The 26,704-nt window shown below is 63.7% G+C and carries 26 protein-coding genes and 2 pseudogenes; 17 read left to right on the top strand and 11 right to left on the bottom strand.

Annotated elements, in window-relative coordinates; all coding sequences use genetic code 11:
• Positions 1–33: 33 nt before the first annotated feature.
• Positions 34–1,044, top strand: coding sequence for an AraC family transcriptional regulator (locus PTE30175_RS01905; protein ID WP_150695342.1), 1,011 nt, complete (start codon positions 34–36; stop codon positions 1,042–1,044).
• Between the two features lie 50 nt (positions 1,045–1,094).
• Here PTE30175_RS01905 and PTE30175_RS01900 read toward each other — a convergent pair whose 3' ends face one another.
• The gene (locus PTE30175_RS01900; protein ID WP_150695341.1) at positions 1,095–1,922 is read right to left on the bottom strand and encodes an IclR family transcriptional regulator; all 828 of its coding nucleotides are present in this window, start codon (positions 1,920–1,922) and stop codon (positions 1,095–1,097) included.
• 727 nt (positions 1,923–2,649) lie between these two features.
• Between PTE30175_RS01900 and PTE30175_RS01895 the strand changes: the two genes are divergently transcribed.
• A complete protein-coding gene (locus PTE30175_RS01895; protein ID WP_150695340.1) occupies positions 2,650–3,045 on the top strand; it encodes a transposase in 396 nt (131 codons plus the stop codon).
• 951 nt (positions 3,046–3,996) lie between these two features.
• Positions 3,997–4,086 (top strand): annotated as a pseudogene (locus PTE30175_RS29080) (RidA family protein); the annotation flags it as partial.
• Between the two features lie 53 nt (positions 4,087–4,139).
• On the opposite strand, the gene PTE30175_RS01885 reads toward PTE30175_RS29080, so the two are convergent.
• Positions 4,140–5,369 carry an RNA-guided endonuclease InsQ/TnpB family protein gene (locus PTE30175_RS01885; protein ID WP_150695339.1) on the bottom strand — a complete coding sequence of 410 codons (1,230 nt, stop codon included), beginning with the start codon at positions 5,367–5,369 and terminating at the stop codon, positions 4,140–4,142.
• Positions 5,370–5,444: 75 nt separating this feature from the next.
• Between PTE30175_RS01885 and PTE30175_RS01880 the strand changes: the two are divergent.
• Positions 5,445–5,540, top strand: a pseudogene (locus tag PTE30175_RS01880) (IS200/IS605 family transposase); the annotation flags it as partial.
• A 266-nt stretch (positions 5,541–5,806) separates the two neighbouring features.
• On the opposite strand, the gene PTE30175_RS01875 reads toward PTE30175_RS01880, so the two are convergent.
• From PTE30175_RS01875 to PTE30175_RS01855, 5 genes are all read right to left on the bottom strand, one after another.
• The gene (locus PTE30175_RS01875; RefSeq protein ID WP_150695338.1) at positions 5,807–6,910 is read right to left on the bottom strand and encodes an NAD(P)/FAD-dependent oxidoreductase; all 1,104 of its coding nucleotides are present in this window, start codon (positions 6,908–6,910) and stop codon (positions 5,807–5,809) included.
• A 75-nt stretch (positions 6,911–6,985) separates the two neighbouring features.
• Positions 6,986–8,215 carry an MFS transporter gene (locus PTE30175_RS01870; protein ID WP_150695337.1) on the bottom strand — a complete coding sequence of 410 codons (1,230 nt, stop codon included), beginning with the start codon at positions 8,213–8,215 and terminating at the stop codon, positions 6,986–6,988.
• Positions 8,216–8,248: 33 nt separating this feature from the next.
• Positions 8,249–9,661, bottom strand: coding sequence for an FAD-binding oxidoreductase (locus PTE30175_RS01865; protein ID WP_150695336.1), 1,413 nt, complete (start codon positions 9,659–9,661; stop codon positions 8,249–8,251).
• A complete protein-coding gene (locus PTE30175_RS01860) occupies positions 9,658–10,395 on the bottom strand; it encodes a FadR/GntR family transcriptional regulator (protein WP_150695335.1) in 738 nt (245 codons plus the stop codon). Before PTE30175_RS01860 ends, PTE30175_RS01865 begins: the two co-directional genes overlap by 4 nt.
• A 212-nt stretch (positions 10,396–10,607) precedes the next feature.
• The gene (locus PTE30175_RS01855) at positions 10,608–10,907 is read right to left on the bottom strand and encodes an antibiotic biosynthesis monooxygenase family protein (RefSeq protein WP_150695334.1); all 300 of its coding nucleotides are present in this window, start codon (positions 10,905–10,907) and stop codon (positions 10,608–10,610) included.
• Positions 10,908–11,208: 301 nt separating this feature from the next.
• Here PTE30175_RS01855 and PTE30175_RS01850 point away from each other — a divergent pair, with 301 nt between their 5' ends.
• Entirely contained in the window at positions 11,209–12,411 is a 1,203-nt protein-coding gene (locus PTE30175_RS01850; RefSeq protein ID WP_150695333.1) for an ammonium transporter, read from the top strand.
• 75 nt (positions 12,412–12,486) lie between these two features.
• On the opposite strand, the gene PTE30175_RS01845 is transcribed toward PTE30175_RS01850, so the two are convergent.
• Complete coding sequence (locus PTE30175_RS01845) at positions 12,487–13,896, bottom strand: hypothetical protein (RefSeq protein WP_191628765.1); 1,410 nt, start codon at positions 13,894–13,896, stop codon at positions 12,487–12,489.
• Between the two features lie 136 nt (positions 13,897–14,032).
• Between PTE30175_RS01845 and PTE30175_RS28110 the strand changes: the two genes are divergently transcribed.
• The 3 genes from PTE30175_RS28110 to PTE30175_RS01835 all read left to right on the top strand — a co-directional run bounded on the left by PTE30175_RS28110 (position 14,033) and on the right by PTE30175_RS01835 (position 16,293).
• The gene (locus tag PTE30175_RS28110) at positions 14,033–14,377 is read left to right on the top strand and encodes a hypothetical protein (RefSeq protein WP_191628763.1); all 345 of its coding nucleotides are present in this window, start codon (positions 14,033–14,035) and stop codon (positions 14,375–14,377) included.
• A 35-nt stretch (positions 14,378–14,412) separates the two neighbouring features.
• Positions 14,413–15,399: a flagellar brake protein gene (locus tag PTE30175_RS01840; RefSeq protein WP_191628761.1), complete on the top strand. Its 987-nt coding sequence runs from the start codon at positions 14,413–14,415 to the stop codon at positions 15,397–15,399.
• 108 nt (positions 15,400–15,507) lie between these two features.
• The gene (locus PTE30175_RS01835) at positions 15,508–16,293 is read left to right on the top strand and encodes an IclR family transcriptional regulator (RefSeq protein ID WP_150695330.1); all 786 of its coding nucleotides are present in this window, start codon (positions 15,508–15,510) and stop codon (positions 16,291–16,293) included.
• Between the two features lie 16 nt (positions 16,294–16,309).
• Here the strand turns inward: PTE30175_RS01835 and dmpG are convergent, their stop codons facing one another.
• Positions 16,310–17,329, bottom strand: coding sequence for a 4-hydroxy-2-oxovalerate aldolase (dmpG, locus tag PTE30175_RS01830; RefSeq protein WP_150695329.1), 1,020 nt, complete (start codon positions 17,327–17,329; stop codon positions 16,310–16,312).
• A 22-nt stretch (positions 17,330–17,351) separates the two neighbouring features.
• Complete coding sequence (locus PTE30175_RS01825) at positions 17,352–18,323, bottom strand: acetaldehyde dehydrogenase (acetylating) (RefSeq protein WP_150695328.1); 972 nt, start codon at positions 18,321–18,323, stop codon at positions 17,352–17,354.
• A 650-nt stretch (positions 18,324–18,973) separates the two neighbouring features.
• On the opposite strand from PTE30175_RS01825, the gene pagP reads away from it, so the two are divergent.
• Complete coding sequence (pagP, locus tag PTE30175_RS01820) at positions 18,974–19,642, top strand: lipid IV(A) palmitoyltransferase PagP (protein WP_150695327.1); 669 nt, start codon at positions 18,974–18,976, stop codon at positions 19,640–19,642.
• 13 nt (positions 19,643–19,655) lie between these two features.
• On the opposite strand, the gene PTE30175_RS01815 is transcribed toward pagP, so the two are convergent.
• Positions 19,656–20,009 carry a winged helix-turn-helix domain-containing protein gene (locus PTE30175_RS01815; protein ID WP_150695326.1) on the bottom strand — a complete coding sequence of 118 codons (354 nt, stop codon included), beginning with the start codon at positions 20,007–20,009 and terminating at the stop codon, positions 19,656–19,658.
• Between the two features lie 118 nt (positions 20,010–20,127).
• Here PTE30175_RS01815 and PTE30175_RS01810 point away from each other — a divergent pair, with 118 nt between their 5' ends.
• From PTE30175_RS01810 to PTE30175_RS01775, 8 genes are all read left to right on the top strand, one after another.
• Positions 20,128–20,700, top strand: coding sequence for a hypothetical protein (locus PTE30175_RS01810; protein ID WP_150695325.1), 573 nt, complete (start codon positions 20,128–20,130; stop codon positions 20,698–20,700).
• Between the two features lie 229 nt (positions 20,701–20,929).
• On the top strand, positions 20,930–21,349 hold the full coding sequence (locus PTE30175_RS01805) for an HU family DNA-binding protein (protein WP_150695324.1): 420 nt from the start codon (positions 20,930–20,932) through the stop codon (positions 21,347–21,349).
• A gap of 289 nt (positions 21,350–21,638) precedes the next feature.
• Positions 21,639–22,745 (top strand): LacI family DNA-binding transcriptional regulator, encoded by a 1,107-nt coding sequence (locus PTE30175_RS01800; protein WP_150695403.1) that lies wholly within the window; start codon positions 21,639–21,641, stop codon positions 22,743–22,745.
• A 144-nt stretch (positions 22,746–22,889) separates the two neighbouring features.
• The gene (locus PTE30175_RS01795; protein ID WP_150695323.1) at positions 22,890–23,561 is read left to right on the top strand and encodes an amino acid ABC transporter permease; all 672 of its coding nucleotides are present in this window, start codon (positions 22,890–22,892) and stop codon (positions 23,559–23,561) included.
• Between the two features lie 10 nt (positions 23,562–23,571).
• The gene (locus PTE30175_RS01790; protein WP_150695322.1) at positions 23,572–24,225 is read left to right on the top strand and encodes an amino acid ABC transporter permease; all 654 of its coding nucleotides are present in this window, start codon (positions 23,572–23,574) and stop codon (positions 24,223–24,225) included.
• A gap of 72 nt (positions 24,226–24,297) precedes the next feature.
• A complete protein-coding gene (locus PTE30175_RS01785; protein ID WP_150695321.1) occupies positions 24,298–25,098 on the top strand; it encodes a transporter substrate-binding domain-containing protein in 801 nt (266 codons plus the stop codon).
• A gap of 25 nt (positions 25,099–25,123) precedes the next feature.
• Complete coding sequence (locus tag PTE30175_RS01780; RefSeq protein WP_150695320.1) at positions 25,124–25,909, top strand: amino acid ABC transporter ATP-binding protein; 786 nt, start codon at positions 25,124–25,126, stop codon at positions 25,907–25,909.
• Positions 25,906–26,703 carry a sugar phosphate isomerase/epimerase family protein gene (locus PTE30175_RS01775; RefSeq protein ID WP_150695319.1) on the top strand — a complete coding sequence of 266 codons (798 nt, stop codon included), beginning with the start codon at positions 25,906–25,908 and terminating at the stop codon, positions 26,701–26,703. The genes PTE30175_RS01780 and PTE30175_RS01775 overlap by 4 nt, the downstream gene beginning before the upstream one ends.
• Position 26,704: the final 1 nt, after the last annotated feature.

Here is a 26,704-nt window from a genome sequence, read left to right as displayed (position 1 = left end):
TTCTCGGGAATGTCCCGAACGCATGGATACGGCATGGAAAAAGGCAGCATCTCGATTCACTTCGTGATCAACGCGTTGCAACGCGTGCCCGCGCTGGGCGGCGATGTCAATGCATTGCTGGACGCCGCGGGCATCGCACCTGCCCTGCTCGCGCATCCCCAGGCGCGCGTGTCCGCCGACCATTACTCGGCCTTGTGGCGCCTGATCAACGAAGCGCTCGACGACGAATTCTTCGGCCAGGACTCGCGCCGCATGAAAGTCGGCAGCTTTGCGATGATGTGCCATGCCGCCATCGCCTGCAAGACGCTCGAGCAGGCGTTGTCGCGCAGCACGCGTTTCATCGGCTTGCTGCTCGACGACTTCGGCATCGAACTGGAAACGGACGGCACGCACGCGCGGCTCGTGGTCCATGAACGTCAGGCGCCGGAGGCGCCGCGCGTCTTTGGCCACGAAACCCTGCTGATCATCTTTTACGCGCTGGTGTGCTGGCTGATTGGCCGCCGCGTGCCGTTGACGACGGCGTACTTCGCCTACCCGGAGCCGGTGTACAGCGTCGAGTACCGCACCATGTATTCGCCTCGGCTTGTCTTCGGCGCGGATCATACGGCGCTTGAATTCGACGCCGGATATCTCGCGCTGCCGGTGGTGCAGGACGAGCGCAGCGTGAAGGAATTCCTGCGTGCCGCCCCGGGCAGCGTCATCCTGAAGTACAAGAATACGAAGGGAATGGTCGCACGGGTCCGCCGCCGCCTGAAGACGTTGCCGACGGACGGGTGGCCGCCGTTCGAAACTTTGGCGGCGGAGTTCCACACGACGCCGTCGACATTACGCCGCAGGCTGGAGGACGAAGGCCAGTCGTATCAGTCGATCAAGGATCAGTTGCGGCGCGATTTCGCGATTCACGCCTTGTGCCACACGGGAAAGCCGATGCTGGATATCGCGCTGGAACTGGGATTCTCGGACCCGAGCGCGTTCTTCCGCGCATTCCGGAAATGGACCGGCGCACGGCCCGGCGATTATCGCCGCCAGGCCGGCGCGGAATAAGCGAAAGCGGACCCTGCGCGAGGGGCGGCCTCACGTCATGAATGCTGCCCTTATCGCGCGGTGGAAGCCGCAGGAGAAGCCGAAGACGAACGCGGATTCGCGCGGTAGTTGAGCTTGTGCGAGAGTTCGTCGGCGGCGTTCACAACCGTCTCGACGAGACCGCTCGCCAGCAGATCGGCCTCGACCCGGGCCTGCGGGATCGTCACGCTGATGACGGCGGCGATTTCGCCGAGATGGTTGCGCACTGGCGCGGCGATCGTCGAGATATTCTGCTCGAAGAACGCCTGGCTCATGCTGTAGCCGCGAGCAACGTCTTCCTGCACGACCTTGTAGAGCGCCTCGACCGTCGTCGGGGTATATGTCGTGAAGGCATCGAGCTTCCGTTCCGGATACAGCTTGCGCAGGGCGTCGAGCGAATAATCGCCCAGCAGCATATGGCCGACGGCCGTTGCGTGCGCGGGCAGACGCGTGCCGACCCGCACGCTGCCGAACACCAGTTCGCGGCTGGCGGCCTTGGCGACGAAAACGGCATCGCGCTGATCAAGGATCAGGATATGACTCGAAAACCCGGTCTGATCGCGCAGTTTTTCGATGACCGGCGTGCCGAGATCTGTGAGTTCGAGCGAATTGAGGTATTCGAAGCCGAGCCGCAGAACCGCGACGCCCAGACGGTAATTCCGCTCGTCGCCGGCTTTTTCAATGAACCCTTCCGACTCGAGCGTCTGCAGCAGGCGAAATACCGTCGAGCGCGGAATGTCGAGCCGACGCGCCAGATCCGCGCCGTTGAGCACCGGCTCTCGCGCCGAAAAGGCCATGAGGATCCTCAGGCCGCGTTCGAGCCCGGGGACCGAATACTTGTTATCGTTGTCGTTGCTCATGCCGTCTACACGGTGCTGCGCCGAACCGGCGGCGCCTGCGTGAAAGTCGCCATGCCGGGCCCGCGACGCGTTCCAGGGAAGGCGGTCATTATAGGCCACCGGTCCGCGCGGCGTGTATCTGGCAGCCCCGATTCCGTCAGGCGCCCTTGCGCGCGCGGGGCTTGCGCCCGTTCCACCGGCGTCATTGCCCCAGGGCGGCGCAACGCGCGCCCTCATCTTGGGCACGGAAGTGTAACTGCAATGCGGGAAACCCCGAAGCGCGCTGCGGCCACATTTTTGTCATTATCCCGGGTGCAAGCTTGACGAGCTGGCGCATGTGGAGCGAGACATTCCGGGGTTGGCGCGATTTCAGGCAAACCCGAACCGGAGCCGAGAACAACAAACAGTCCGGCCCGGTCGAAAACTGGACGTATTCCTTTATCTCCTGACGCATTTGCGATTGCCTATCCCAATTGCCACCCAGGAGCTGCGCCCACCTGCCAAGTGGGCGTTTTTTTGCTGGCCTCTCGCCCATTGGCTGCGTGGTTCGACCCGCCTACGGCGGTCCTCCAAAAGGGGGCCCTCGACGATCTGGCATGCTTGTTGCTTGTATCTCCAACATCGGGGATCGACGCCGCCTTGCGCGCCGTTTCAATGACATTCCGCACCAGACTGAACCGGGGCGGACCCTCGTTGGAACACGCGCTCGCCCCCTGCGGCGCCTCCGTTTGTTTTGGGTCGAGGTGTTATGTTTACTGAACTGAACGACGTCGAATGGCATGCCCTGCGGGATCTGATCTGCGACCGTCCGGTCCGTACGGAGCGTCGCGGGCGCCCTCAAGTCGAGCAGCGCACGCTGACCAATGCCGTGCTGTGGGTGCTATTCACTGGCGAAAGCTGGTCGAAGCTGCCCATGCAGTATCCGTCGGTGCCAACGTGCCGGCGCAAACTGAATGAATGGCGCGAGTCCGGCATGCTCGACACGATCCTGAAGCGCCTGCAGCAAGCCGGCCGCGACACCAGTGCGTGCGCGGGCCAGGTCAGCAAGCCGGCGCGCAGCACGCCGTGCGGCGACACCGATCGCCTGCGCGGGGTGTTCTGGACGAATCCGGCTTCGTGGAAGCCCCCGGTCGCAATGCGTTGATGGCCCGCAGGCTGCCGTAGCGCCTCGGCCATTGAGGCGTACGGTTGACGCGGCCCCTGGTCCCTGCCCATATGCGGGCGGTCATCCAGGTAGCCAAGGTTGCATTATGCGCGTTTGCGCAAATGCAAGCGTCCGAGCAGGTCGAGCAATGCCTCGGCACTGCGCAGTAGCGGCCGCGACGCTTCCGCGATCGCACAGAAGCCGATTTGGTATGACGGTGTCAATGAAAAGCGGATTGCATTCGGCAATCGTCTTCGCAGCATGCCGCCTGCGCACGACCACGGTGCCCCTGCACGCCGCACGCCCCTTCAAATGATGCTCAATAAGTTCGACGACGCCTGCGTCGGTTGTACCCATTGACTAGGCTCGACATTACGCTCATCGGCACGAAGACGCCCGCGAAGATCCACGGCCACCCCTCGCTGAAATCCCAAGTGGAGCCGTTAGTCGAGCGAGTCGATGTCGCCCACCAAATCGCGGCGAGGCTTCCACACATTACTGATATCGTCAGCGACCTGATAAATGGGCGTCGCGCTCCGGATGTTGCTCCCCCCACAAGGAGACCAACAACAAAAGGTAGTGTGATGATGACTGCGATCGTGTCCATGTCGTGTTGTCCAAATTCACAAGGGTCGCTCGACGATATTCAGCGTTTGAAGAAATCGATTCCGACTTTCATAAGAAAACACTCCGACACAATAAAGCGGGACTTCAGATCTGCGGTCGCATCGGGAGCGTCTGAATCGCGCCGGGGGGGCAATGCACCAACGACTCAACGACGACCGCTCATCGCGCCACCGCTCTCCTCGAATCGTCAGGACTGAGGACGATATCAACGCCCCGGCACAAGCGTCTATGGGCAAAGGCCCAAACAGGGAATTGGATGAAATATTTGGCCGGCAGGAATTTGAGATTTTTCCCGGCTGCCACTCCAACGGGCGCGCCGGGATGAAACGCGCAATGGCGAACGTCGCGATGCTGCTGTCCGAAGCCAGTAGCAAGCTCGAAGACATTTGCAAGATCACGATCTATCAGATCGACGTGATTGCCTTGACATCCTCGCCCGCCTGAAGGCGCAGGGGAGTCCTACGGAGCTACGCGATGATCTGCGCAGTCTCTTCGGTGGGTTCCTGCTTCGCCAAGCGGCCTGACTGCGCCGAATCTCCACAGGCTACAACGCGGTGTCCCGGCGCTAAAACGTTGATCGCGCCGACGACATCGGCATGGTTTTCGTATCCACACGCCACACACTTGAAACGCGCCCGAGTCTGCCGGTTCACTGCCGCAACGTGCCCACAAGCCGGACATTCCCGGCTAGTGTTCTGCGGTTGCACCGCGATAAGCGAGCCGCCACGCCATGCCAGCTTGTATGCCAACTGGCGGCGGAACTCGAACCAGCCTTGGTCGAGGATGGACTTGTTCAGGCCGGACTTGGCCCGAACGTGTTTACCCGGTGCATCGATACTGCCTGCTGCCGACCTGACCATGTTCCGTACTTGCAAGTCCTCGATACACACCATCGCGTGGTTGTTGCTGATCGTGGTCGTGGCCTTGTGCAGATAGTCGCGGCGGGCGTTGCCGATGCGGGCGTGAATGCGCTGGACGCGGGCTTTCGCCTTCTTCCAGTTGTTGCTGAACCTGATCTTGCGGCTCATGGCGCGCTGATAGCGGCGCAAACGAACTTCGTGATTCTTGAAACTGTTGAGCGGTGCGAGGAATGTGCTGTCGCTGAACGTGGCGAAACGGGCAACACCCACGTCGATGCCAATTGCACTGGTGGCCTGCGGTACCGGTTGCTCAACCTCACGCTCAGTCTGGATCGACACAAACCACTTGCCACCCGAGAGGCTGACCGTGGCATTTCTCACCGCCCCAGGCGCATCGCGGCTGTTGCGATAGCGCAGCCAGCCCAGCTTGGGCAAAAAGATGCGGCGGTTGCCCTGATCGAGTTTGATCTGCTTCGGGTCGGGATAGCGCAAGCTGTCACGCAGGCCCTTCTTCTTGAAGCGCGGGAAGTCGGCACGCTTGGCGAAGAAGTTGGTGTAGGCACGCTCCAGGTCCTTGAGCGTCTGCTGTAACGGGTGTGTTGGTGCATCCTTAAGCCAGGGCGTTTCGGTGCCGTTGCGCCATTGCGTGAGCAGCCTGCATAGCCCAGCGTAGCCGAGCTTCTTCTCGCCTTGCGCGTAGCGCGCCTTCTGTAACGACAACGCCTGGTTGAAAACGAACCGGCATGCACCAGCGAAGCGGCGCATGTCGCGCTGCTGCTCGCCGGTCGGCATCAGTTCGTATTTGAAGGCCTGAAGACGTTTCGTGACGTCAATCATACGTGGGGCTATGACGACCCACAACGAAATACGGCCTGGCAGACATGGCGTTTTTTCTGATTTTTTTTGAGGAAGGCGCTGTGGTCGCCACCGTGTTTCGCCGGAAGCGGTAGCGGCGCGCCCATCGAAATCATTCGCCAGTACATCGAACAGCAGCAGCCCCCACACTGACCGCCCAAAGGACGCCTACGGCGTCCGCGCTACGCCCCGAAGGAAGTGGGGCCTTGGGCCATCCTCCCCGGCCTGAAGACCGAGGCTTGCGGCGCACCGGGTCAAGCCGCAACGCTGAAGGCGCGCTGCTTCGCCTCGGCAACCGGGCTTATCCACAGAAAATGTTCACAAGCCTGTTGATAATCCCGGACCAAATCAGCCAAGCCATTGATCGGACAGCAGAATTTTCACGCGCACGCATTCGGGCGCTGTGGCGGCCGGGCTGCTTATATAAGCGTCAGCACGTGGTCGGCGATCGCCATCGACGCCGTCAGTCCCGGCGATTCGATGCCGAAGAGATTCACCAGCCCCGGCACACCGTGCGTGGCCGGCCCGTCGATCCGAAAATCCGCCGCAGGCTCACCCGGCCCGCTGATCTTCGGGCGAATTCCGGCATAGCCCGCGTGCAGCGCGCCGTCGGCCAACGCCGGCCAATAGCGGCGCACTGCGGCATAGAATGCGTTGCCATCCGACGGATTGACCGAGTAGTCGATCTCGTCGATCCACTGTACGTTCGGGCCGAAACGCGCCTGCCCCCCCAGATCGAGCGTGAGATGCACGCCCAGCCCGCCCGGTTCGGGCACGGGGTAGACCAGATGCGAAAACGGCGCGCGCTGCGCGCATGTGAAATAACTGCCCTTGGCGTAGTAGCGCTGCGGGATGTGCCCCGCGGCGAGTCCGTCGATCGCTCTGGCGATATCGACTGCGCACAACCCCGCGCTGTTGACGACGGCAGAAGCACGCAATGTCGAGACAGTGCCTTCCGTCATCACGTCGAGTTCGATACCGTCGGCGTCGCCGGCGCGCCCGCCGACGACGCGCGCGTCGAATGCCAACATCGCGCCCGCCGTTTCCGCGTCGCCTTGCAACGCCAGCATCAAGCCATGACTGTCGATGATGCCGGTCGATGGCGAGAGCAACGCGCCGTGGCATGACAACGCCGGCTCAAGCGCGGCGACGTCGGCTTGCGACAACCAGCGCAGGTCATCGACACCGCTCGCGCGGGCATTGCGTTCAATCGCTTCCAGCTCCCCGACTTGCGCGGCGCTCGTGGCCACGATCAGCTTGCCGCAACGGCGATGCTCGACGCCATGCGTGGCGCAGAATTCATAGAGCCGGCGTTTGCCTTCCACGCACAGCCGCGCCTTGAGCGATCCGGGCGGATAGTAAATGCCGCCATGAATGACTTCGCTGTTGCGCGAACTCGTACCGGTGCCGATGGCGCGCTCGGACTCGAGGATGACGACCTCGCGCCCCGCCAATGCCAGCGCGCGCGCAACCGCCAATCCCACCACGCCCGCGCCGATCACGACGCAATCGACTTGTTCCATTTCAGCTTATTCCTCAAACCGTCACTCACATCGCATGGCCGCATGGCCGAGGCCGTGCGGCCGTCACCCACGCGCTCAATGGATCTCGCGGCCTTTCGTTTCAGGCAACAGGAACGCGGTCAGAAGCACCAGGAGATAAGCGCCGCCGGCGAACATGCCGATGGCTGCGCCCAGACCGCTCGTCTTGGCGAGATAGCCCACGAGGCTCGGAAACAACGCGCCGATGCCGCGGCCGAAGTTGTACGCGAAGCCCTGCCCGTTTGCGCGCACGGGCGAGGGAAACAGTTCCGTCAAATAGGCGCCCATGCCGCTGAAGATGCCGGACGCGGCGAATCCAAGCGGGAAGCCCAGCACCAGCATCTGTTCGTTCGTCAATGACAACTGCGTGTAGACGTAGATGCTCGCCCCCGAAAGCAGCGCGAAAACCAGCAGATTCCCGCGGCGGCCCAGGCGGTCCGTCAGGTACGCGCCGACCAGATAGCCGATGAACGAACCGAGAATGATCACCAGCAAATAGCCGCCCGTGCCGATCACCGACAAATGGCGCTCGGTCTTGAGGAACGTCGGCAGCCAGGTCGTGACGGCATAGTAACCGCCTTGCGCGCCCGTGCAGAGCAAGGCCGCCAAGCCCGTCGTCTTGATCAGCGCCGGCGAGAAGATCGCCAGCGGCGAGGTCCGGTGCGCGCTGGTCTCTTCGCTTTTTTGCGTGCGCTGGAACAACTCGGGTTCCGGCACATGCTTGCGGATGTACAGCACAAGCAGGGCCGGGATCACGCCGATCCAGAACAGCGCGCGCCACGCGTAGACTTCCGGCAACCAGCTGAACGCGCCCGTATAGCACAGGGCGGCCACGGCCCAGCCGACGGCCCAGCCGCTTTGCACCGTGCCGACGGCGCGGCCGCGATGCTCGGTACGGACAATCTCGCCCATGAGCACCGAACCGACCGCCCATTCGCCGCCGAAACCCAGGCCTTGCAGCGCACGCAGGAGGAAGATCTGCTCGAAATTTTGCGCGAAGCCGATCAGCACCGTGCACACCGAGAACCACAGGATCGTGCCCTGCAACACGCGTACGCGTCCGTACCTGTCGGCGAGCATGCCGGCCAGCCAGCCGCCGATTGCCGAGAACAGCAGCGTGACCGTCGCGAGCAAACCGGCCTGTGCCTTGTCGATGGAGAACACCGTGATCAACGTCGTGATCACGAAGGTGAAGACCATGAAGTCGAGCGCGTCGAGCGCCCAGCCGCCGAACGCGGCGATGAAAGTCCGCCGCTCGGTGGTGTTCATCTGGCGATACCAGTTCATCTTCGTGTCTCCTCGTTTGTTCGAATCGGGCGTTCAGAGCAACTTGCCCGGATTCATGATGCCGGCGGGATCGAAGACCTGCTTGATCTCGCGCATCAGCCGCAACTCGAGCGGTGCTTTGTACTTCGCAAAATAGTCGCGCTTGAGCTGGCCGATGCCGTGCTCCGCGCTGATGCTGCCGCCATACTGCGCGACCTCGTCGAGCACTTCGGCCGTCAGCGGCTCGCCGTGCTGCGCCATAAAGTCGTTCGGCGCACCGGCCGGACGCGACAGGTTGTAATGCAGATTGCCGTCGCCGAAATGCCCGAATATGAAAGGGCGCACGTCGGGACACACGCGGCGGATGCGGGCCTCGGCGCTCACCATGAAATCGGGAATCGCCTCGATCGGCAGTGAAACGTCATGCTTGAGGTGCAGTCCGTCCGCGCGTTGCGCTTCCGAGATTTCTTCACGCAGCTTCCACATGGCCTCGATCTGCGCGAGCGACGACGACACCACCGCATCCGCGCACAAGTCGCGCTCAATGGCCTGTTCGATCACGCGTTCGAGCAACGCGTTCAGGCCCGCCTCGTCCGCCGTGTCGGCCAGCTCGACCAACACGTAGGCGGGATGTCGGCCGGCGAACGGCGAACGTACGCCCTCGACATTCGCGGCGACGAGATCGACACATTCGCCCGTGAAGAATTCGAACGCCTGCATGCGCGGACCGCACTCCGCGAACAGCAGTTCGTACAACGCGAGCGCCTGGCGCGGCGAAGCGACCGCGGCGATCACGACCTGGCGCACCGGCGTCGGCGCGTACAGACGCAGCGCGGCGGCGGTGATCACGCCGAGCGTGCCTTCCGAGCCAATCAGCAACTGCTTGAGGTCGTAGCCCGTGTTGTCCTTGCGCAGCGTGCGCAGGCCGTGCCAGATCTCGCCGCCAGGCAGCACCGCTTCGAGACCGAGCACCAGTTCGCGCGCCATTCCGTAGCGCACGACATTCACGCCGCCCGCGTTCGTCGCGAGATTGCCGCCGAGCTGGCAGGAATCCTCGGCGGCCAGACTGAGCGGCAGCAAGCGATTCACTTCGGCGGCCGCGCGCTGGAGGTCGCCGAGAATGCAGCCGGCTTCCGCCACGAGCGTATTGGCGATCGTGTCGATGCCGCGAATCGCGTTCATGCGATCGAGGCTCAAGACCAGATTGTTCGACGCACCGTCCGGCGTCGCGCCGCCGCACAAGCCGGTGTTCCCGCCCCGCGGCACGACGGGCACGCGGGCGTCCTGGCACAAAGCAAGCACGCGCGAGACGGCCTCGGTCGTACGTGGCCGCACAACGGCTTGCGCATGGCCGCGATAAAGGCCACGCCAATCCGTGAGCCACGGCGCAATGTCGTCGGGCGTTGTAAAAACACTGTCGTCGCCGATGGCATCGCGCAGACGTTGGATAAAGTTCACTGAATTCATGAGACGGAAGACGCGATCGCGCCGGTGATGATGTCGCGGCCGGGCAGCGTCAGCCCGAGACGGGCCGAGGCGCGCAGCAGGTGGGAGAGCGCCGCCGCACGCGCGAGCAACGGGTCGCGCGCCTTGATGGCGTTGAACACGGCAACGTGTTCCTCGTATACCTGCTCCGCGAGACCGGAATGCCGCAGCGTGTTCGTTCGCGCGGTCTGAACGGCTTGCCGGATCTGCAGATTCAGGTATTGCAGCAATTCCGCGTAGTACGGGTTATGTGTCGCCTGCGCGATCGTGGCATGGAACGCGGTGTCGTCTTCCACGCCACTGTCGGCGTGGAAGAGATTGGCCTTCAGACGTGTGAGGATGTCGGCAAGCCGCTCGATATCGGCAGGGGTGTGGCGCACCGCGGCCAACGCGGCGGCGGTGCTTTCGAGATCGAGCCGAAGTTCGTACACACTGGCGAGGTCGATACGGCTTTGCTCATGCGCGCCCGGCACCTGGAAGCCACTCGACGGCGTGCGGGACTTGACCGTCACGCCAGCACCCTGGCGGCTGTCGATCAGCCCCTGTGCGCGCAAGCGCTCGGTCACTTCACGAATCACCGCCTGGCTGACGCCGTACGTCTCGGCCAGCACCTTGCCCGTCGGCAACTTCGTGCCGACCGGGTATTCGCCCTGGCGGATCGCCTCGATCAACTGCTGGGCGACCTGCTCGGTCAACGTCCGGGGTTTTGTTGTCATCGTCTCCACTGCGCCAAATTTTTCCGGTTTGCATGTTATATGAAAAGTTATGACGCGATCCTGCGCGTTAACCCGTAGACAAACACTGTTTCACTGTCCGCACTGAAGGGGTGGCATCCCGTCCGGTTCGCGGCGGCACCTCCGTCCTTCCTGCGACGGCAGACCGGGCGGGCGCAGTAACTGTCGCCCTCCCGATCTCCGCCTGGCGCCGTTCAGAAGCCGACGAGCGCTTCCGTCACGTGGCCGACATTCGGCGGTGCGGCAAAGCAGCTGCCGACAAGACGGCGCCACTCCAGAAAGTCGTCCGACTCACGGAAATGCACCATGTGGTCCTCGAGCGTTTCCCACGTCACGACGAGGCTGTAATGCGCGGGCTGTTCGATCGACTTGAGCAGGCGCAGGCCATGGCAGCCACGTGCGCGTTTGAACAACGGGGTGGCGGCAACGACACCGCGTTCAAATTCGGCCTCGGTGCCGGGCTTGACTTCGATCTGGGCGATTTCAAAGATCATGGTGAGACGTATCCTCAGTGGTAACGCTGCGATGGAATCGGCGGCCCTGCACCCGCGCGCGTCTTGCGGCCGGCGTCAGGACGAACGAAACGATTCTACCGTGTGACTGCCCCATTCGCCCATCGCCCTGTCGAACCGCGCGCACCGCAACCTCGCACGAAAGCACCCAAAAAGTGCTTCTTCGCGTGCACCATCTCGCACCAGAAAAACAGGCATCCATAAAAATCAAATGCTTGGCGATTCTGGCACCGTCCTTGCTTATCATCATTCTTCATTCGACTTGCACCAAAATCGCACATTCATGCCCAATACCAATACACCTGGCGACGTGCTGTTCATCCTGATCGGCGCCGTCATGATTCTCGCCATGCACGCAGGCTTCGCCTTTCTCGAGCTCGGCACCGTCCGCAAGAAGAATCAGGTCAACGCCCTCGTGAAGATCCTGACCGACTTCGCCGTATCGGCGCTGGCCTATTTCTTCATCGGCTATCCGCTGGCTTACGGCGTCGATTTCTGGTCCAGCGCCCACACCCTGGCACAACACAACGGCTACGAACTCGTGCGGTTCTTCTTCCTCCTGACGTTCGCCGCTGCCATTCCGGCGATTGTCTCGGGCGGCATCGCCGAGCGCGCGAAGTTTCATCCGCAGTCGATCGCAACCTTTTTCCTCGTCGGCGTGCTCTACCCGTTCTTCGAGGGCATCGCCTGGAACAATCATCTCGGCATCCAGGACTGGCTCGGCCGCACATTCGGCGCCCCTTTCCATGACTTTGCCGGTTCCATCGTCGTGCATGCGGTTGGCGGCTGGATCGGGCTGGCGGCCGTACTGCATCTCGGCGCCCGCCGCGGCCGCTACAACGGGCAAGGCCAGGTGACCGCTCATCCCCCGTCGTCGATCCCCTTCCTTGCGCTGGGCGCCTGGATCCTCATCGTCGGCTGGTTCGGCTTCAACGTCATGAGCGCGCAGCGCCTAGGCGGCATCTCCGGACTTGTGGCCATCAACTCCCTCATGGCCATGGTCGGCGGCACCCTCGTCGCGATGTGGCTGGGCAAGGACGATCCCGGCTTTATCCATAACGGACCGCTCGCCGGGCTCGTTGCCGTTTGCGCCGGTTCGGACCTCATGCACCCGCTCGGCGCGCTCGTCGTCGGCGCCGTCGCCGGCGCGTTGTTCGTGTGGCTGTTCACCGTGACGCAAAACCGCCTGCGCATCGACGACGTCCTCGGCGTCTGGCCGCTGCACGGCGTGTGCGGCGTCTGGGGCGGCATCGCCGCCGGCGTATTCGGCCAATCTGCCCTCGGCGGCCTCGGCGGCGTGAGCCTTGCCTCGCAAGTCCTCGGCAGCGCGCTCGGTGTGCTGATTGCCTTCGCGGGCGGCTATGTCGTGTACGGCATCCTCAAACGCACCATGGGGCTGCGTCTCGACGAGGAACAGGAGTATTACGGCGCCGACCTGTCGATCCACAAGATCACCGCCACGCCCGAGCGGGAAAGCAACTGGTAATGCGCGGACCTGCGTCATGCCGGGCGGACGCGCCCGGCGGGCGCAACTCCGCACCGTCGCCCTTTGCCATTGGCTTCACAGCTTTGTCGCGGTGTCCGCCCGCAACAGGTACGCGGCTGAAGTTGCGGGCGTGACGGGCCCGGACCGCGGGGACCGCACGCCCGCAGCCTCGCGCACCGCCGCCCGCGATCGTTCGTGAAAGCGGTGCGCCACCCATTCCGGCAGCGCACTGCTGAAGTGCTGGTAGCTCAGCAGGAGCCGATAGGCGATCCGTACCCCGGTCGCACCCGCCCATCGCCACGCACCGTTGCGCCAACGCTTTCCCCAGGCGCTCTCCGCCGCCTGGCAGCACAGTCGCAAGCGGCCATCTGTGCGCTTCGGCGCGCACTGCACACCGTGCGCCTTGCACTGCGCCATGATGTCTTCGGCGGACAATTTCGCTGCGCCAAACAGCGCCTCGCGCAATACCTCATGGCGGTCGATGGCGGACAGCAGCGCCGTATCGCAACACTCAACCAGCGCCGCCACTTGTGCAAGACGCAAGGGCACACTCGCCGGCACGTTGGCATTGTCGTCCCCGGCCATCCGGACAAGTTCCATCAAGCGTCGTCGAACCGCCTGCGCATCGCACTTGAACAGCGCAGTGCGTGCCGCCGTACCCGCAAGACTCGTGATTGCACGCAAGCTGTCGAGCGACAAGCCCGCCAATCGCAACCAGCCGCGATGGAACTCGAAAGCCGCGCTGTGATGGCTCTCATGCCCGGCTGCGCCACCCGCATCCGTCCACTGCGAAATCCACAAGACAAGCCGCGCCGGCGGCACGCACGTGTTCGCCAACGTGAAGCCCGTCGCCACTTCGCGCAACCGCTCGCATGCCGCCAGCCACGCACGCCCCGACCCGCCAGCGCGCACGTCGCCCTGAGGCCGCATGGCCGCCTCCAATAGCCGTGTTCCTGCATCCAGACGCTTGATGTACTCGTCGACCGCATGGTGACGAATCAGCGTCGGGTAACCCAACATCTGCGTGATGCCCCCCTTCACGCCCTCAAGACTCAACAGCAACCAATCCGCCCACGGTGTACCGAATGGTGTGTTGGCCGTGCCGACATCCACGCACTCGCCGGCGGCATCGCGCAAGAACCGCTGGCCGATCATCGTCAGGATCGCCGCGTTGCCGACAAGCGACAACATGTCGCGCCCGAGGCGAAACCGCCACCCCGCATCGGCCGGGCCCTGCAACGCGCTCAGAAACGCATCGATTTCGGCGACCGCGTTGGCGGCGGCCGACATCTCGACGGCAGTGGTAAATGCGCCCAAGGCGTGCCGCGACGGCGTCCCCGCAGGCATCGCATCGCCCAGCGCCGGCTCGCGCCGTAACGCGCGCGCAAACTCCGGCGCGTAAAAATGCTGGCTCGTCGTCGTCGTCGCGGCGATCCCGCCAAGCACCGCGCCGAACACGGCGCACGCCGCAAAGTCCATTCGCATGTCACGCGCGGGCGCAAGGCCGTTGGATTGGCCCGTCCCCGCACCGCCGCGCGTGCGCGGCGCCGGCACTGGCGCCGTCCCCCCGACCGTAGCCAAATCGCCGGGCAATGACGCCGCGGATAACACCTGCATCCGCATGGCATCGTTCGACACAGCGCCAGCGCCGCCCCGGGTATTCACTCCCAATGCACCCATCATCACATCCCCCTTCGGTGTATTGATCCGACTGACCCCGGGGGACGATCTGCCGCACCAGACAAGACGACTCGCCGGCGGCGGCCGCCTCGTCGATGGCCGCTGCCGGCAAGGCGCCGACTATAGTGCAGATCGTCCGGCATCACGAACAGAAAATTCCTATAGCGATGAGGCCGCGATGCGTAAAGCCGGAATGATTGGTTCGTATTGCAAAATCATCGCGCAGGCCCACTACCGCTCGTCAATCGCATGGCGGCGCGCTACACTCACGCCATCCTCTACCTGACCTGAAACGGGTCGACCGGCATGCGGCGAACGCCGATGCACGGCGACGAACGCGCGATCACTGTTCTCATGCAAGCCTTGCCCCTGATCCCCTTGACGCCGGCCGACGTGCCGGTGAACGCGGCCTTGCCCTGGCCGATTTGCGATGCCAACGGCGACACATTGCTGCAAGCGCAGGAACACGTCCCTGACGCCGACGCGCTCGCGTGGCTCTTCACCACCTTCTCACCGCATCGTCCGCTATCGCTGTCTGCCGACGCCGATACGCCGGAAACGACCCTGCGCGACGCATCCGCCGAAAGCCCGGCGCCCGACGCCGCAAACGACATCGATCCGGCCGCCCCGGCGCGCACGAATGGCGCCGCCGGCGAACCGGCTTACGGATTGGCCGATCTCAACCTTCGTCCGGGGGATTGGCTGCAGATCCAGTTGCCGCCGGGCGCGGGATCGCAACGCGTGCGCACGCGCGTCATCGGCTACGCCCCGAATCAGATGCTGTTCCTCACAGCCCCCACGGGCCGGGCCGCGCCGATGACCCTGCAACCCAGCGAACGATTGGAACTGTGGACGTTTTCGGGCGAGGATATTTTTCATTTCGTCTGCACCGTCGAGCGTGTCGAACGGACGCCGTTTCCCTATGTCCTGCTCTCCCCGCCTGCGCAGATTCGCCGCAAGGTGCTGCGCCGTTCGCAACGCGCGCCGGCGCGCCTTGTGGCCACGGTGACGGGCGCCAGCCTGCCCGGGGCACGACTCGGCCTGCTTCAGGACGTCAGCGCCGAAGGGGTGTCGCTCCTCTCCCCCTCCCAGATCGGCTCGCCCGGCGACACCCTCGAGTTGGCGTTTCGCGTGCGCGTGGGCGACATCGACGTCCCACTGGCCGCCGAAGGCACGATCCGCAGCCTGCAAACCCTGGACGACGGCGGTCATCTGCATGGCATCGAGTTGCCCGCGCTCGAGCCTGCGCATTACGTCGCGCTCAAATGCTACGTCTACGAGAAACTGCTGGCGCTGGGCAATGCCTGACGGCAACCTGCAAAGGACGGGAAAGGCCGTCGGGAAACGCGAATTATGCCGGCGGCGAATGGCGTTTCACGGCAAAATAGACGTTTGCCTTTTCTCCATGCCGTCTCCATGACGAATGCTTCCGACCCCGAGCGCCCTCGCGCGCTCGCCAGCCAGACGCTGTTTCGCGGTCTCGACATCGTCGAGGCCGTCGCCGCAGGCATCGATACCGTGCCCGCCCTCGCCGCGCATACGGGCATCACCCTGTCGACCACGCACCGGCTCGCGTCCGCGCTGGTGCATGCCGGCTACTTGCGCTTCGAGCCGCGCCGGGGCTACCGTCTTGGCAACAAGCTGATCGAGCTGGGTTTCCTGGCGTACCGGCAAATCGACTTGCCGCGCGTCGCGCGTCCGGCGCTCGAGATCCTTGCGGATGAAACCCAGGACACCGTCCATCTCGCCGTCGCAGACGGCTGGGAAGTCATGTACCTCGACAAACTGCCGGGCAAGCGCGCCGTGGAAATCAGCTCGCGCATCGGCGGACGCAAACCGATCTGCATCACCGGCGTGGGCAAGGCCCTGCTGCTCGACAAACCCGAGTCGGCGTGGCGCGAGCAGTTGGAACACTTCAACGCGACGAGCCCCATGCGCACGCTCAACGAAGCGGCTTGGCTCAAGCGAATGAAGGAATATGCGGAAAAAGGCTACGCGTTCGATCTGGAAGACGACGAACCACAGATTCGCTGCGTCGCCGCGCCCATCTACGACGCAAGCATGAAGGTGGTGGCGGCCATCAGCGTGTCGAGCACGACCAAGTACATGGACCGCGAGCGCATGGAAGCGCTGGCGCCGCGCGTGACAGGCACGGCGGCGCAGATCAGCCGGCAGCTCGGTTGGGCCGGCACGCCGCGCTGATCATTTCAAACAGAGGTCAGGCAGCGCGGCGCTTGAGCAGATCAAGCGCGACGTCGACGATCATGTCTTCCTGGCCGCCGACCATGCGGCGCGTGCCCAGTTCGACCAGGATGTCGACCGTCTTCAGGTCATACTTCGCAGCCGCCGCTTCTGCGTGGCGCAGGAAGCTCGAATACACGCCCGCGTAGCCCAGTGCCAGCGTTTCGCGATCGACGCGCACCGGACGATCCTGCAGCGGACGCACGATGTCGTCGGCCGCATCCATCAGCGTGTACAGGTCGCAGCCGTGGTTCCAGCCCAGACGCTCAGCTGCCGCGATGAACACCTCCAGCGGCGCGTTGCCAGCGCCCGCACCCATGCCGGCGAGACTCGCATCAATACGGTCACAGCCTTCCTCGACCGCCACGATCGAATTCGCCACACCGAGGCTCAGGTTGTGGTGAGCGTGCATGCCGGTCAGCGTTTCGGGCTTGAGCACATCCTTGAATGCGCGGAAACGATCACGCACGTCGTTCATCGTGAGCGCGCCGCCCGAGTCCACCACGTAGATGCACGTCGCACCGTACTCCTCCATCAGCTTGGCCTGCGCGGCCAGCTTGTCCGGCGCGATCATGTGGCTCATCATCAGGAACCCGACGGTATCCATGCCCAGTTCACGCGCATAGGCGATGTGCTGGCGCGAGACGTCGGCTTCGGTGCAGTGCGTTGCCACGCGCACGACCCGGGCGCCGGCGTCATAGGCCGAACGCAGATCGTGCACGGTGCCCACGCCCGGCAGCAGCAGGGTCGCCACCTTGGCGTGCGTGACGGTTTCCGCAACGGCTTCGATCCACTCCAGATCGGTGTGCGCGCCGAAGCCATAGTTGAAGCTCGACCCCGACAGACCGTCGCCATGGGCGACTTCAATCGAATCGACCTTGGCGCGATCGAGCGCGCCGGCAATCGCCTTCACATTGGCGATGCTGTACTGGTGACGGATGGCGTGGCTGCCGTCGCGCAGCGTCACGTCCGAGATATAGAGTTTTTTCTGCGTCATGTTGAACGTCTCCAGGCGCCGCTCAGGCGGCAACGGCCAGGCGGGTGGCGGCCAGGCGCTCGGCGCAGGCAAGCGCGGCGCTGGTCATGATGTCGAGGTTGCCGGCATACGCAGGCAGGTAATGCGCGGCGCCTTCCACTTCGAGGAATACCGAAGTCTTCAGGCCGGTCAACTTGCCCAGACCCGGCACGTTGAGCGGGCGCGACGCGTCGAACACGTCGAATTGCACCTTCTGCTTGAGGCGGTAACCCGGCACGTAGGCATTGACCTTGGCGACCATCGCCTCGACGCTGGCCTCGATCGCGGCCTGGTCGGCCAGCTCGGACAGCACGAACACGGTGTCGCGCATGATCAGCGGCGGCTCGGCCGGGTTCATCACGATGATGGCCTTGCCGCGCTGGGCGCCGCCCAAGACTTCAATGGCCTTGGACGTCGTTTCGGTGAACTCGTCGATGTTCGCGCGCGTGCCCGGCCCCGCCGACTTGCTGGCGATCGACGCCACGATTTCGGCGTAATGCACCTTCGCCACCTGCGAGACAGCCGCAACCATGGGAATGGTCGCCTGGCCGCCACACGTCACCATATTGATGTTCGTCGAGTCCAGGTGTTCGTCGAGATTGATCGACGGAATCACGTACGGACCGATCGCCGCCGGGGTCAGGTCGATCACCTGCACGCCGCGCGCCTGCAGCAGCTTGTTGTGGTGCTCGTGCGCCTTCGCCGAGGTCGCATCGAATGCAATGGCGATCTCGTCGAAGCCGGGCATCGCCAGCAAACCGTCGATCCCGCCCGCCGTTACCGGCACCCCCAGGCGCTGCGCGCGGGCCAGGCCGTCCGAGGCGGGGTCGATGCCGACCATCGCGCCCATTTCCAGATACTTGCTGTTGCGCAAGACCTTGATCATGAGGTCGGTACCGATATTGCCCGAACCGATGATCGCCACCTTCTGTTTCCGTTGTTCCGTCACTGTCGTCTCCTGAACGTTCCGGGTCATGGCCGATCGCCGACCCCCTTGGGGCACCCGGCGAAAACTTGACTCGATCCTAATAAGACGCCTCATAAATGTCAATATGTAAATCTTGATCTCATATATTGAGATTTTATAGGCCGACCGAATTTTTATCGCCAGCCCTGTCCCGCGCGCCACCGTTATCCACAGATTGTGTTCACAAGCCCGTTGATAACTCGCGGACAAACATGCCAAGTGGTTGATTCGTCAGGGAGGTTTGCGGCCGCCCACAATGCAGGCCATGCGCCGCAAACGCAGGCATGGTGCGGGATTTCGGCACGCCGCTTATCCACAGAAAATGTTGGCAAGCCAGTTGATAACTCGCGAATAGGTGACCTAAGTGCTTGATGCCGCAGGGAAAGCAATGCAAGCGCAAACGCTGCGCCAACGGCGATCGCACGGCGCGGTGGAGAGCGGCAGCGAAGGCGCGATGCAGGCCGGGCGCAAGCGCCGCATGGGCGCCGCGGATCTTATCCACAGAAAATGTTCACAACACCGTGCATAACTCGCCCATATCTTGCACATCCATTTGATTACTAAGAATTTTCCCAAAATGACCGGAATGCGGCGCGATGCCGCAACTTCAGCAAAGCGCCAAGGTCTTTGGTGCATTGTCAATAGAACCGGAGTAACAGTTGACGCTTTTCCAGAATCACGTATGCCGAAGTGCCGCCATGCTGGGCACCGGTGTGTTATTGAACTCGGCCGCGTGGGCGCAGGCGTTCGGCAATGACAAGCAAGGGCGAGATGTCGGAACGATGGAAGCCGTCGGCACGTCCATTACGCATAGGGACGCGCAGGACACGCGCTCGCTGCCTGGCCGCTGGGCCGAAGCCGTTCGCCATGAGGTCAGCGACATCTGGACGCATGGCGCGGCCGATCTTTACGTGCCGCTGCACACGCACCATCTTCGTTTTGCGTATTCGCGCGAGAAGGTCGATCAGTACAACGAGCATCCGTGGGGCATCGGCTTCGGACGCGCCTTGCCCGATGGCAACGGCGGCACGCGTGTGCTCTACGCGATGGTGTTCAGGGACTCGCATAGCCATTGGTCGCCGATGGCCGGGTATGGACGCATCTGGCGGCTCGCCTCGGTCGGGCCGGTCGATCTCGGACTCGGCTACAGCGTATTCCTGATGTCACGCTCGGATACCATGAGCGGTGTGCCCTTTCCTGGCGCGCTACCGCTGGCGGCCGCGACGGTGGGGCGCTTTTCGCTGACCACCACATATGTGCCCGGCGGCAAGGGATACGGCAACATCCTCTTTCTGTTCGGACGCTACACGTTCGGCGACGTCCGGTAACAGGCGCAAGCGCTCAGACGTCGTTGACGGCCTCGACCAGACAGTGGGACAGCTTGTCGAAATGGCGCATTGCCGCAGGCGTCAGCTCCACCTGCTTGCGCCGCGCATCTTCGGTGTCCTGCAGCACGATCCAGCCTTTCTCTCGCATCGACTTGAGGCGGTTGTGAAGCATGGCTGGCGAGCCCAGTTCGCGCACGGCGATCATGTCGCGCACCGACAAGCGGCGCTTGGACTGATTGGCTTGCGCGACCAGCACCAGGATGCGCTCTTCGAGCGGGTCGAGCGAGGGCAGCGCCGGCAATCCGCGCACCGCCTCGGCAAGCTGGAGAAATCGAAGATAAATATCGGCGGGACGCGTCAACGGCATGCGCTCCTGACATTTCGTGCCGGCCCCGGAGAAGGCCAGGTGTTTTCTGGTGGGCCGGCGCAGACGATTGCGCTATCATGCGCCAGTCGTCCCCCGGTCTGCCCGCGATTCTAACTGAATGTCCCCGCTTCGCCTACACCTGTGCGCCATCGTCGGCTCGACCATTGCGTTCGTCGCCGCAACGATCGCGAGCGAGTGGATCTTCACCCATTCCGAATTCGTGCGCGGCGTGAACTGGGTCTACCTGCCCGCGGGCATGCGTCTGCTATGCACGCTGCTGTTCGGCGAGGCCGGCGCGATCGGGGTGATGGCCGGCTCCTGGCTCACCTGCTTTTTCTACTTTTTCCCCGACGACACCGTACGCGCATTCATCGGCGGCATCCTGTCCGCCACGGCGCCGTATCTCGTCTATCGTGCCGCCGTCAGGTATTACGGCTTGCGCACAACGCTGACGAATCTGACGGCGCGCAAGCTCATGGTGCTGATTGTCGCTACCTCGCTCGCGAGCCCGTTATTACACAATGCGTGGTTTCTTCTGCGCGGCGACACCGATCATTGGCTGGCGCGCCTGTGCATCATGATCATCGGCGATCTGTGCGGCACGCTGATCGTCGTGTACACGATGAAGGGTCTCCTGGCACTGTTGCCGCGGCGAGCGCCGCCCGAGGGCATGCCGGCCAGGCCGAATTGATCTTCGACGGCGTCGAACCAAACATCGCCGGCAGCGTCGAAGGGACGCTGACCGGCGACAATCGCCGCCCCTTTTGCCGCAAGGCGCTGCGGCGCACGCGCAACATTATTTCGGTACCCCTAGCAAGGCGCGATTTCTTAGGTAGAATCGACGGCGCAGCAACGATTTTCAACCAGGCGAAGCCGCTCTCGCAAGACGGCACTTTCTTATTTTCATCGATTGGATCGATATGGCAACGGCAAAGAAAGCAACGAAGACCACGAAGGCCCCTGCGGCCAAGAAGGCAACCAAGGCTGCTGCAGCGCCGAAAAGCGCTGCCGCTAATGGCGCCGTCAAACCCATCAAGGACTCGTTCACCAAGGCAGGCCTGGCGACGCACCTCGCTGAAGCCGCAGCTGTCGAAGTGAAGACGGTCAAGGCAGTCCTGGCCGCGCTCGAGAACACGATCCTCGGCGCCGTGCACAAGAAGGGCGCCGGTGAGTTCACGCTGCACGGCCTGCTCAAGATCGGCGCACAACAAGTGCCGGCCAAGAAGCGCCGCTTCGGCAAGGATCCGTTCACGGGCGAGGATCGCTGGTTCGAAGCGAAGCCGGCCAGCGTGCGCATCAAGGCGCGCGCCCTGAAGAAACTGAAGGACGCCGCGCTGTAAAACAGCGTTCCTTCCCAAACCCCTCGGGTTTGAAATGCGGCGCCGGAAACGGCGCCGCATTGCGTTTGCAGGCGTCATTTACCGGCTTGACTTACCGGCCTCCCCCGGGTTTATGCGGAGTGGACGCAACCCTCGTCCCGGCGCTAACATCGCGGTGAAATTTCCTGAAACTGGTTTCAAGGCCGGCCCGCCTTTGCCGCCGGCACAGTCCTCGATGCCCGCCAAAAAATCCGCCCAAGCGCCGCGTTCGCCGGCACGAAAGACCGCCGCCACACCCCGCGCGAACGGCATGACGGCCGCGCCGCCGCGCGCCACCATCGCGGACGTCGCGCGCGAAGCCGGCGTGTCCAAAGCCACGGTCTCACGCTTCTTCAATCACCGCGAAACGCTGCTGACGCCCGACATCGCAACGCGCGTCGAGAAGGCCGTCGCGGCGCTCGACTATTCGCCGAGCCGCATGGCGCGTGCGCTCAAGCGCGGTGGTACACGCCTGATCGGCCTGGTCGTGGCGGACGTCACCAACCCGTATTCGGTGGCGATGCTGCGCGGGGCAGAGAAGGCGTGCCAGGAAGCCGGCTACCTGCTGATGCTGTTCAACCTCGGCAATGACAGCGAGCGCGAGTGCGAAGCGATGGACGCCCTGTCTTCGTACCAGGTCGAGGGCTACATCCTGAATACGCTCGGGCGCGATGCGCGCACGGCGGCCCGCGCGAATCAGCTTGGCAAGCCCATCGTGCTGGTCGACCGCAAGCATCGCGGCATGCATGCCGATTTCGTCTCGCTCGACAATGCCACCGCCATCCAACAGGCGGCCGGGCATCTGGTCGCGCAGGGCTACCGGGAATTGCTGTACGTCACGGAACCGATTCGCGCCGTCAGTTCACGGATCGAGCGCGAGGCCGCGTTCCGCGAGTTCGTCCGCGACGCCGCCCGTCATGATAAGACCGGCCAGCCGGTCGCCGGCAGCGTGCTCGAAACGCCTGACGGGGATGGCGAGGCGCAGCTCTCCACGCTGACCGATGCCCTGCGCGATTTCTGTGCGCGCACGGCCGGCCGCCCCGCCGCCGTGCTGTCCAACAACGCCGTGACCACCTTGCGCCTCGTTGCCGCCATGGCGCGCGTCGAGGGCCGATGGGGCGAAACGCTCGGACTTGTCGGTATCGATGAAACCGACTGGTCGCCCTACGTCGGCCCGGGCATCTCCACAATCGCGCAGCCGACCGACGATCTCGGACGCCTCGCCGCAACCTGCCTCATCGAACGGTTGCGAGGGCTTGCGCTGCCGCCGCGCCAGATCCTGCTGCACGGGCAGTTGATTCCGCGCGGTTCGTCTCGCGCGGTCGGCGCGACGAAAAAACCCGTGAAACCGATCAACAAACGCAGCGGCACCCGCTAAAAACCGCTGGAAACCGTGGCCGGATGCCAGCTTAGGGTTAGTCCGAATCGTATTCTGAAATCGGTTTCTTAAACTGCGAACTTCGGAGACAGCGTTGCACACCTTTCGCGATCGGAACGCGGTTGGCGCGCACGAGGATAAAAAGTGAACTATACGTTTCAATTCGGCGACGTCTTCGCCGCCTGGCCGCTCTTGCTCAAGGGCACCTGGATCACGATTCAATTGTCGTTCTCGGCGATGGCGATCGGCCTGTGCGTGGCGGTCCTGTGCGCGTGGGGCAAGACGTCCGGCCCGGCGCCCGTGCGCTTCGTCGTGAACACGTACATCGAGATCATCCGGAATACGCCGTTTCTCGTGCAGCTGTTCTTCTTTTTCTTCGCGCTGCCCGCGATCGGCCTGCGCTGGACGCCGCACACTGCCGCGCTGACGGCGATGGTCGTCAATCTCGGCGCCTACGCCACGGAAATCATCCGCGCCGGCATCGAAGCCATCCCGAAGGGGCAAATCGAGGCCGGTCTGGCGCTCAACCTCAAGCGCTGGGAAATCTTCCGCTTCGTGGTGCTCAAGCCGGCGCTCAAGGCCGTCTATCCGGCGCTGACGAGCCAGTTCATCCTTCTGATGCTGTCCTCCGCGGTGGTTTCCGTGATTTCCGCCGACGATCTGACGTCGGTCGCGGCCAACATCCAGTCGCAGACCTTCCGCAGTTTCGAGGTCTACATCGTCGTCGCGTTGATCTATCTGCTGCTGTCGCTGGCGTTCTCCGCCGTTTTCCGCCTCGTGTATCAGTGGGGCCTCAACTACCCCGACCGCCGCTGAGGAGTTCCCCATGCGTTCCTTCGGATACCCCGAACTCTGGTTCATCGTCGAAGCCGCCAAGTGGACGTTGGCGCTGTCGGTCATCGCATTCGTCGGCGGCAGCCTGCTCGGGCTCGTCGTCGCGCTCTCCCGCACCGCTGAAGCGGCGTGGCCGCGCCGGCTCGCCACGGGATTCATCAAGCTGTTCCAGGGCACCCCGCTGCTGCTGCAGTTGTTCCTGATCTTCTTCGGCGCGCCCGTGTTCGGCCTGGAGATCAACCCGTGGGTGGCCGCCGGCGCCGCGCTGATTTTCAACAGCGCCGCGTTTCTTGGCGAAATCTGGCGCGGTTGCATTGAAGCCATCCCGCGCGGCCAGTGGGAAGCCGCGCAGGCGCTGTCGCTGTCGTACGTCGACCGCATGCGCGATGTCATTCTGCCCCAGGCCTTCAAGATCGCGGTGCCGCCGACCGTCGGCTATCTGGTGCAGATCATCAAGGGCACGTCGCTCGCGGCAATCATCGGATTTACGGAAGTCACGCGCGCGGGCCAGATCATCAACAACGCGACCTTCGAACCGCTGCTTGTGTTCTCGGTCGTCGCGGCCGTCTATTTCGTGCTGTGCTGGCCGCTCTCGCTGCTGGCAGCGCGTATGGAGCGCCGCCAGGCCGCCGCGCTGGCCCGTTGACGTTTTTGCCGTGCTTTGCCATTTGATTTGACCGATAAGAAACGCAACCGTCGCTTTCGCAGGAGACAAAAGATGCCCAATATCACCCGCCGTACGCTGACCCTCGGCCTCGCCGCCGCCGGACTCGCCGCCAGCCTGGGCGCGCTCGCGCCCAACGCCTGGGCGCAAAGCGTCGCCGACATCAAGAAGAAAGGCGAGATCACGATCGGCATGCTGGTCGACTTCCCGCCGTACGGCACCACCAACGCACAGAACCAGCCCGACGGCTACGACGCCGACGTCGCCCGACTGCTGGCGAAGGACCTCGGCGTGAAGGCGAACATCGTGCCCGTCACCGGCCCGAACCGCATCCCCTTCCTGTTGACGAACAAGGTTGACCTGCTCGTGGCGTCGCTCGCCATCACGCCCGAGCGCGCCAAGCAGGTCCAGTTTTCGCAACCGTACGCCGCCGCCACGATCGTGCTCCTCGGCAAGGCGGGCGCCAACCTGAAGTCGGCTGCCGATCTGAAGGGGCTGCGCGTCGGCGTTGCCCGGGCGTCCACGCAGGACGTCGCCGTCACCCGGAGCGCGCCGGAAGGCACTGAAATCCGCCGTTTCGACGATGACGCCTCCGCCATGCAGGCGCTGCTGTCGGGCCAGGTCGATGCCATCGGCTGCTCGGTTACCGTCGCGAGCCAGATCAAGAAGCGCGCCCCGAACGCCTATGAGGCCAAGTTCAACCTGCTGCAGCAATCGATGGGCATCGCCATGCGCCCCAACCAGCCGGAACTGCTCAAGACGGTGAACGACTTCGTCGCACGCAACACGGCCAATGGCGAGCTCAACAAGCTGTATCACAAGTGGCTCGACACCGACCTGCCGAAAATGCAGTAACGCGTCAGACCGAATGGATGCCATCATGACGGATACCCAACACGCTCCGGCCAGCGACACCATCATCCACATGGAACATGTGGAGAAGTGGTACGGCCATTTCCAGGTGCTTACCGACATCAACCTGACCGTAAAGGCCGGTGAGCGCATCGTGATCTGCGGTCCGTCGGGCTCCGGCAAATCGACGCTGATTCGTTGCATCAACCGGCTCGAAGCCGTGCAGAAAGGCCGCATCGTCGTCGACGGCATCGAATTGACTGCCGGCGGCAAGAATGTCGATTCGGTGCGGCAGGAAGTCGGCATGGTGTTCCAGCAGTTCAACCTGTTCCCGCACCTGACGATCCTGCAGAACTGCACGCTCGCGCCGATGCGTTCGCGTGGCCTGTCGAAGGACGAGGCTGAAGCGATCGCAATGAAATACCTGAAGCGCGTGCGCATCCCGGAGCAGGCGAACAAGTATCCGAGCCAGCTCTCGGGCGGCCAACAGCAGCGCGTGGCCATCGCCCGGGCACTGTGCATGACGCCGCGTGTGATGCTGTTCGACGAGCCCACCTCGGCCCTGGACCCGGAGATGGTCAAGGAGGTGCTCGACACCATGATCAGCCTCGCCGAGGACGGCATGACGATGCTTTGCGTGACCCATGAAATGGGCTTTGCGCGCAGCGTTGCCGACCGTGTGATCTTCATGGCGGATGGCAAGATCGTCGAAGAAGCGCCGCCCGCGCAGTTCTTCAGCCAGCCGGCACATGAGAAGACGCGCAATTTCCTCGGACAGATCCTCAGCTCACATCACCAGGCGGTCGCGCAATGACAACCCAACACTCCCCGATCCTGATCTCCCTGACCGCGTTCGGCGCGGCAGAGGTGATGCGGCATGGCCAGTTGTATTTCACGCACCTGTCGCACGCAGCCGGCGCAAACGGCGTGGAAGTCCGCGCGGAACTGCTGCGCGACCCCGCGACCGAACTGCCGGCCATTGCCGACGCCGCGCGCGAGCTCGGCCTGTCGCTGGTGTACTCGAGCCCGCGCGGATTATGGCGCCCTGACGGTACGCTCGACACCGCAGCGCTCGACGAGGCGATCCGTCATGCCAAAACGCTCGGCGCTTCCCGGTTCAAGATGTCGATCGGCGGATTCCAGCGGGCCTCCGCGGCCACGCTGGGCGAATTGCGCGAACGTCTCGTGGCACAGTCGGCTGAACTCGTCATCGAAAACGACCAGACGGCGCGCGCCGGCACGATCGGCGTGCTGCGCCGCTTCTTCGCCGCCGCGGCACTTGCCGGCCTGTCGCCGGGCATGACCTTCGACATGGGCAACTGGCATTTCGTGGGCGAGGACCCGCTCGTGGCCGCCGAAGTGTTCGGCAGCCGGGTCGTCTACCTGCACTGCAAGGGGGTGCAACGGCTGCCGCACAAATGGATCGCGGTGCCGCTGGCCGACTCGCTCGCGCCTTACCGCACGATCGCGCAGCATATGCCGCCCGATGTGCCGTGGGCCATCGAATACCCGCTCGTCGGCGACGATCTTCATGAGGTGACCGCCGCACAGATTCAGGCGTTGCGGCGGCTGTCGGCCGAGTGCCGCGACGTACCCGCATCCACCTGAG

Origin of the sequence: Pandoraea terrae, assembly GCF_902459695.1 — a bacterium.
In the GTDB taxonomy this organism is placed as follows: domain Bacteria; phylum Pseudomonadota; class Gammaproteobacteria; order Burkholderiales; family Burkholderiaceae; genus Pandoraea; species Pandoraea terrae.
This window is presented reverse-complemented; position numbering and strand designations above follow the sequence as displayed.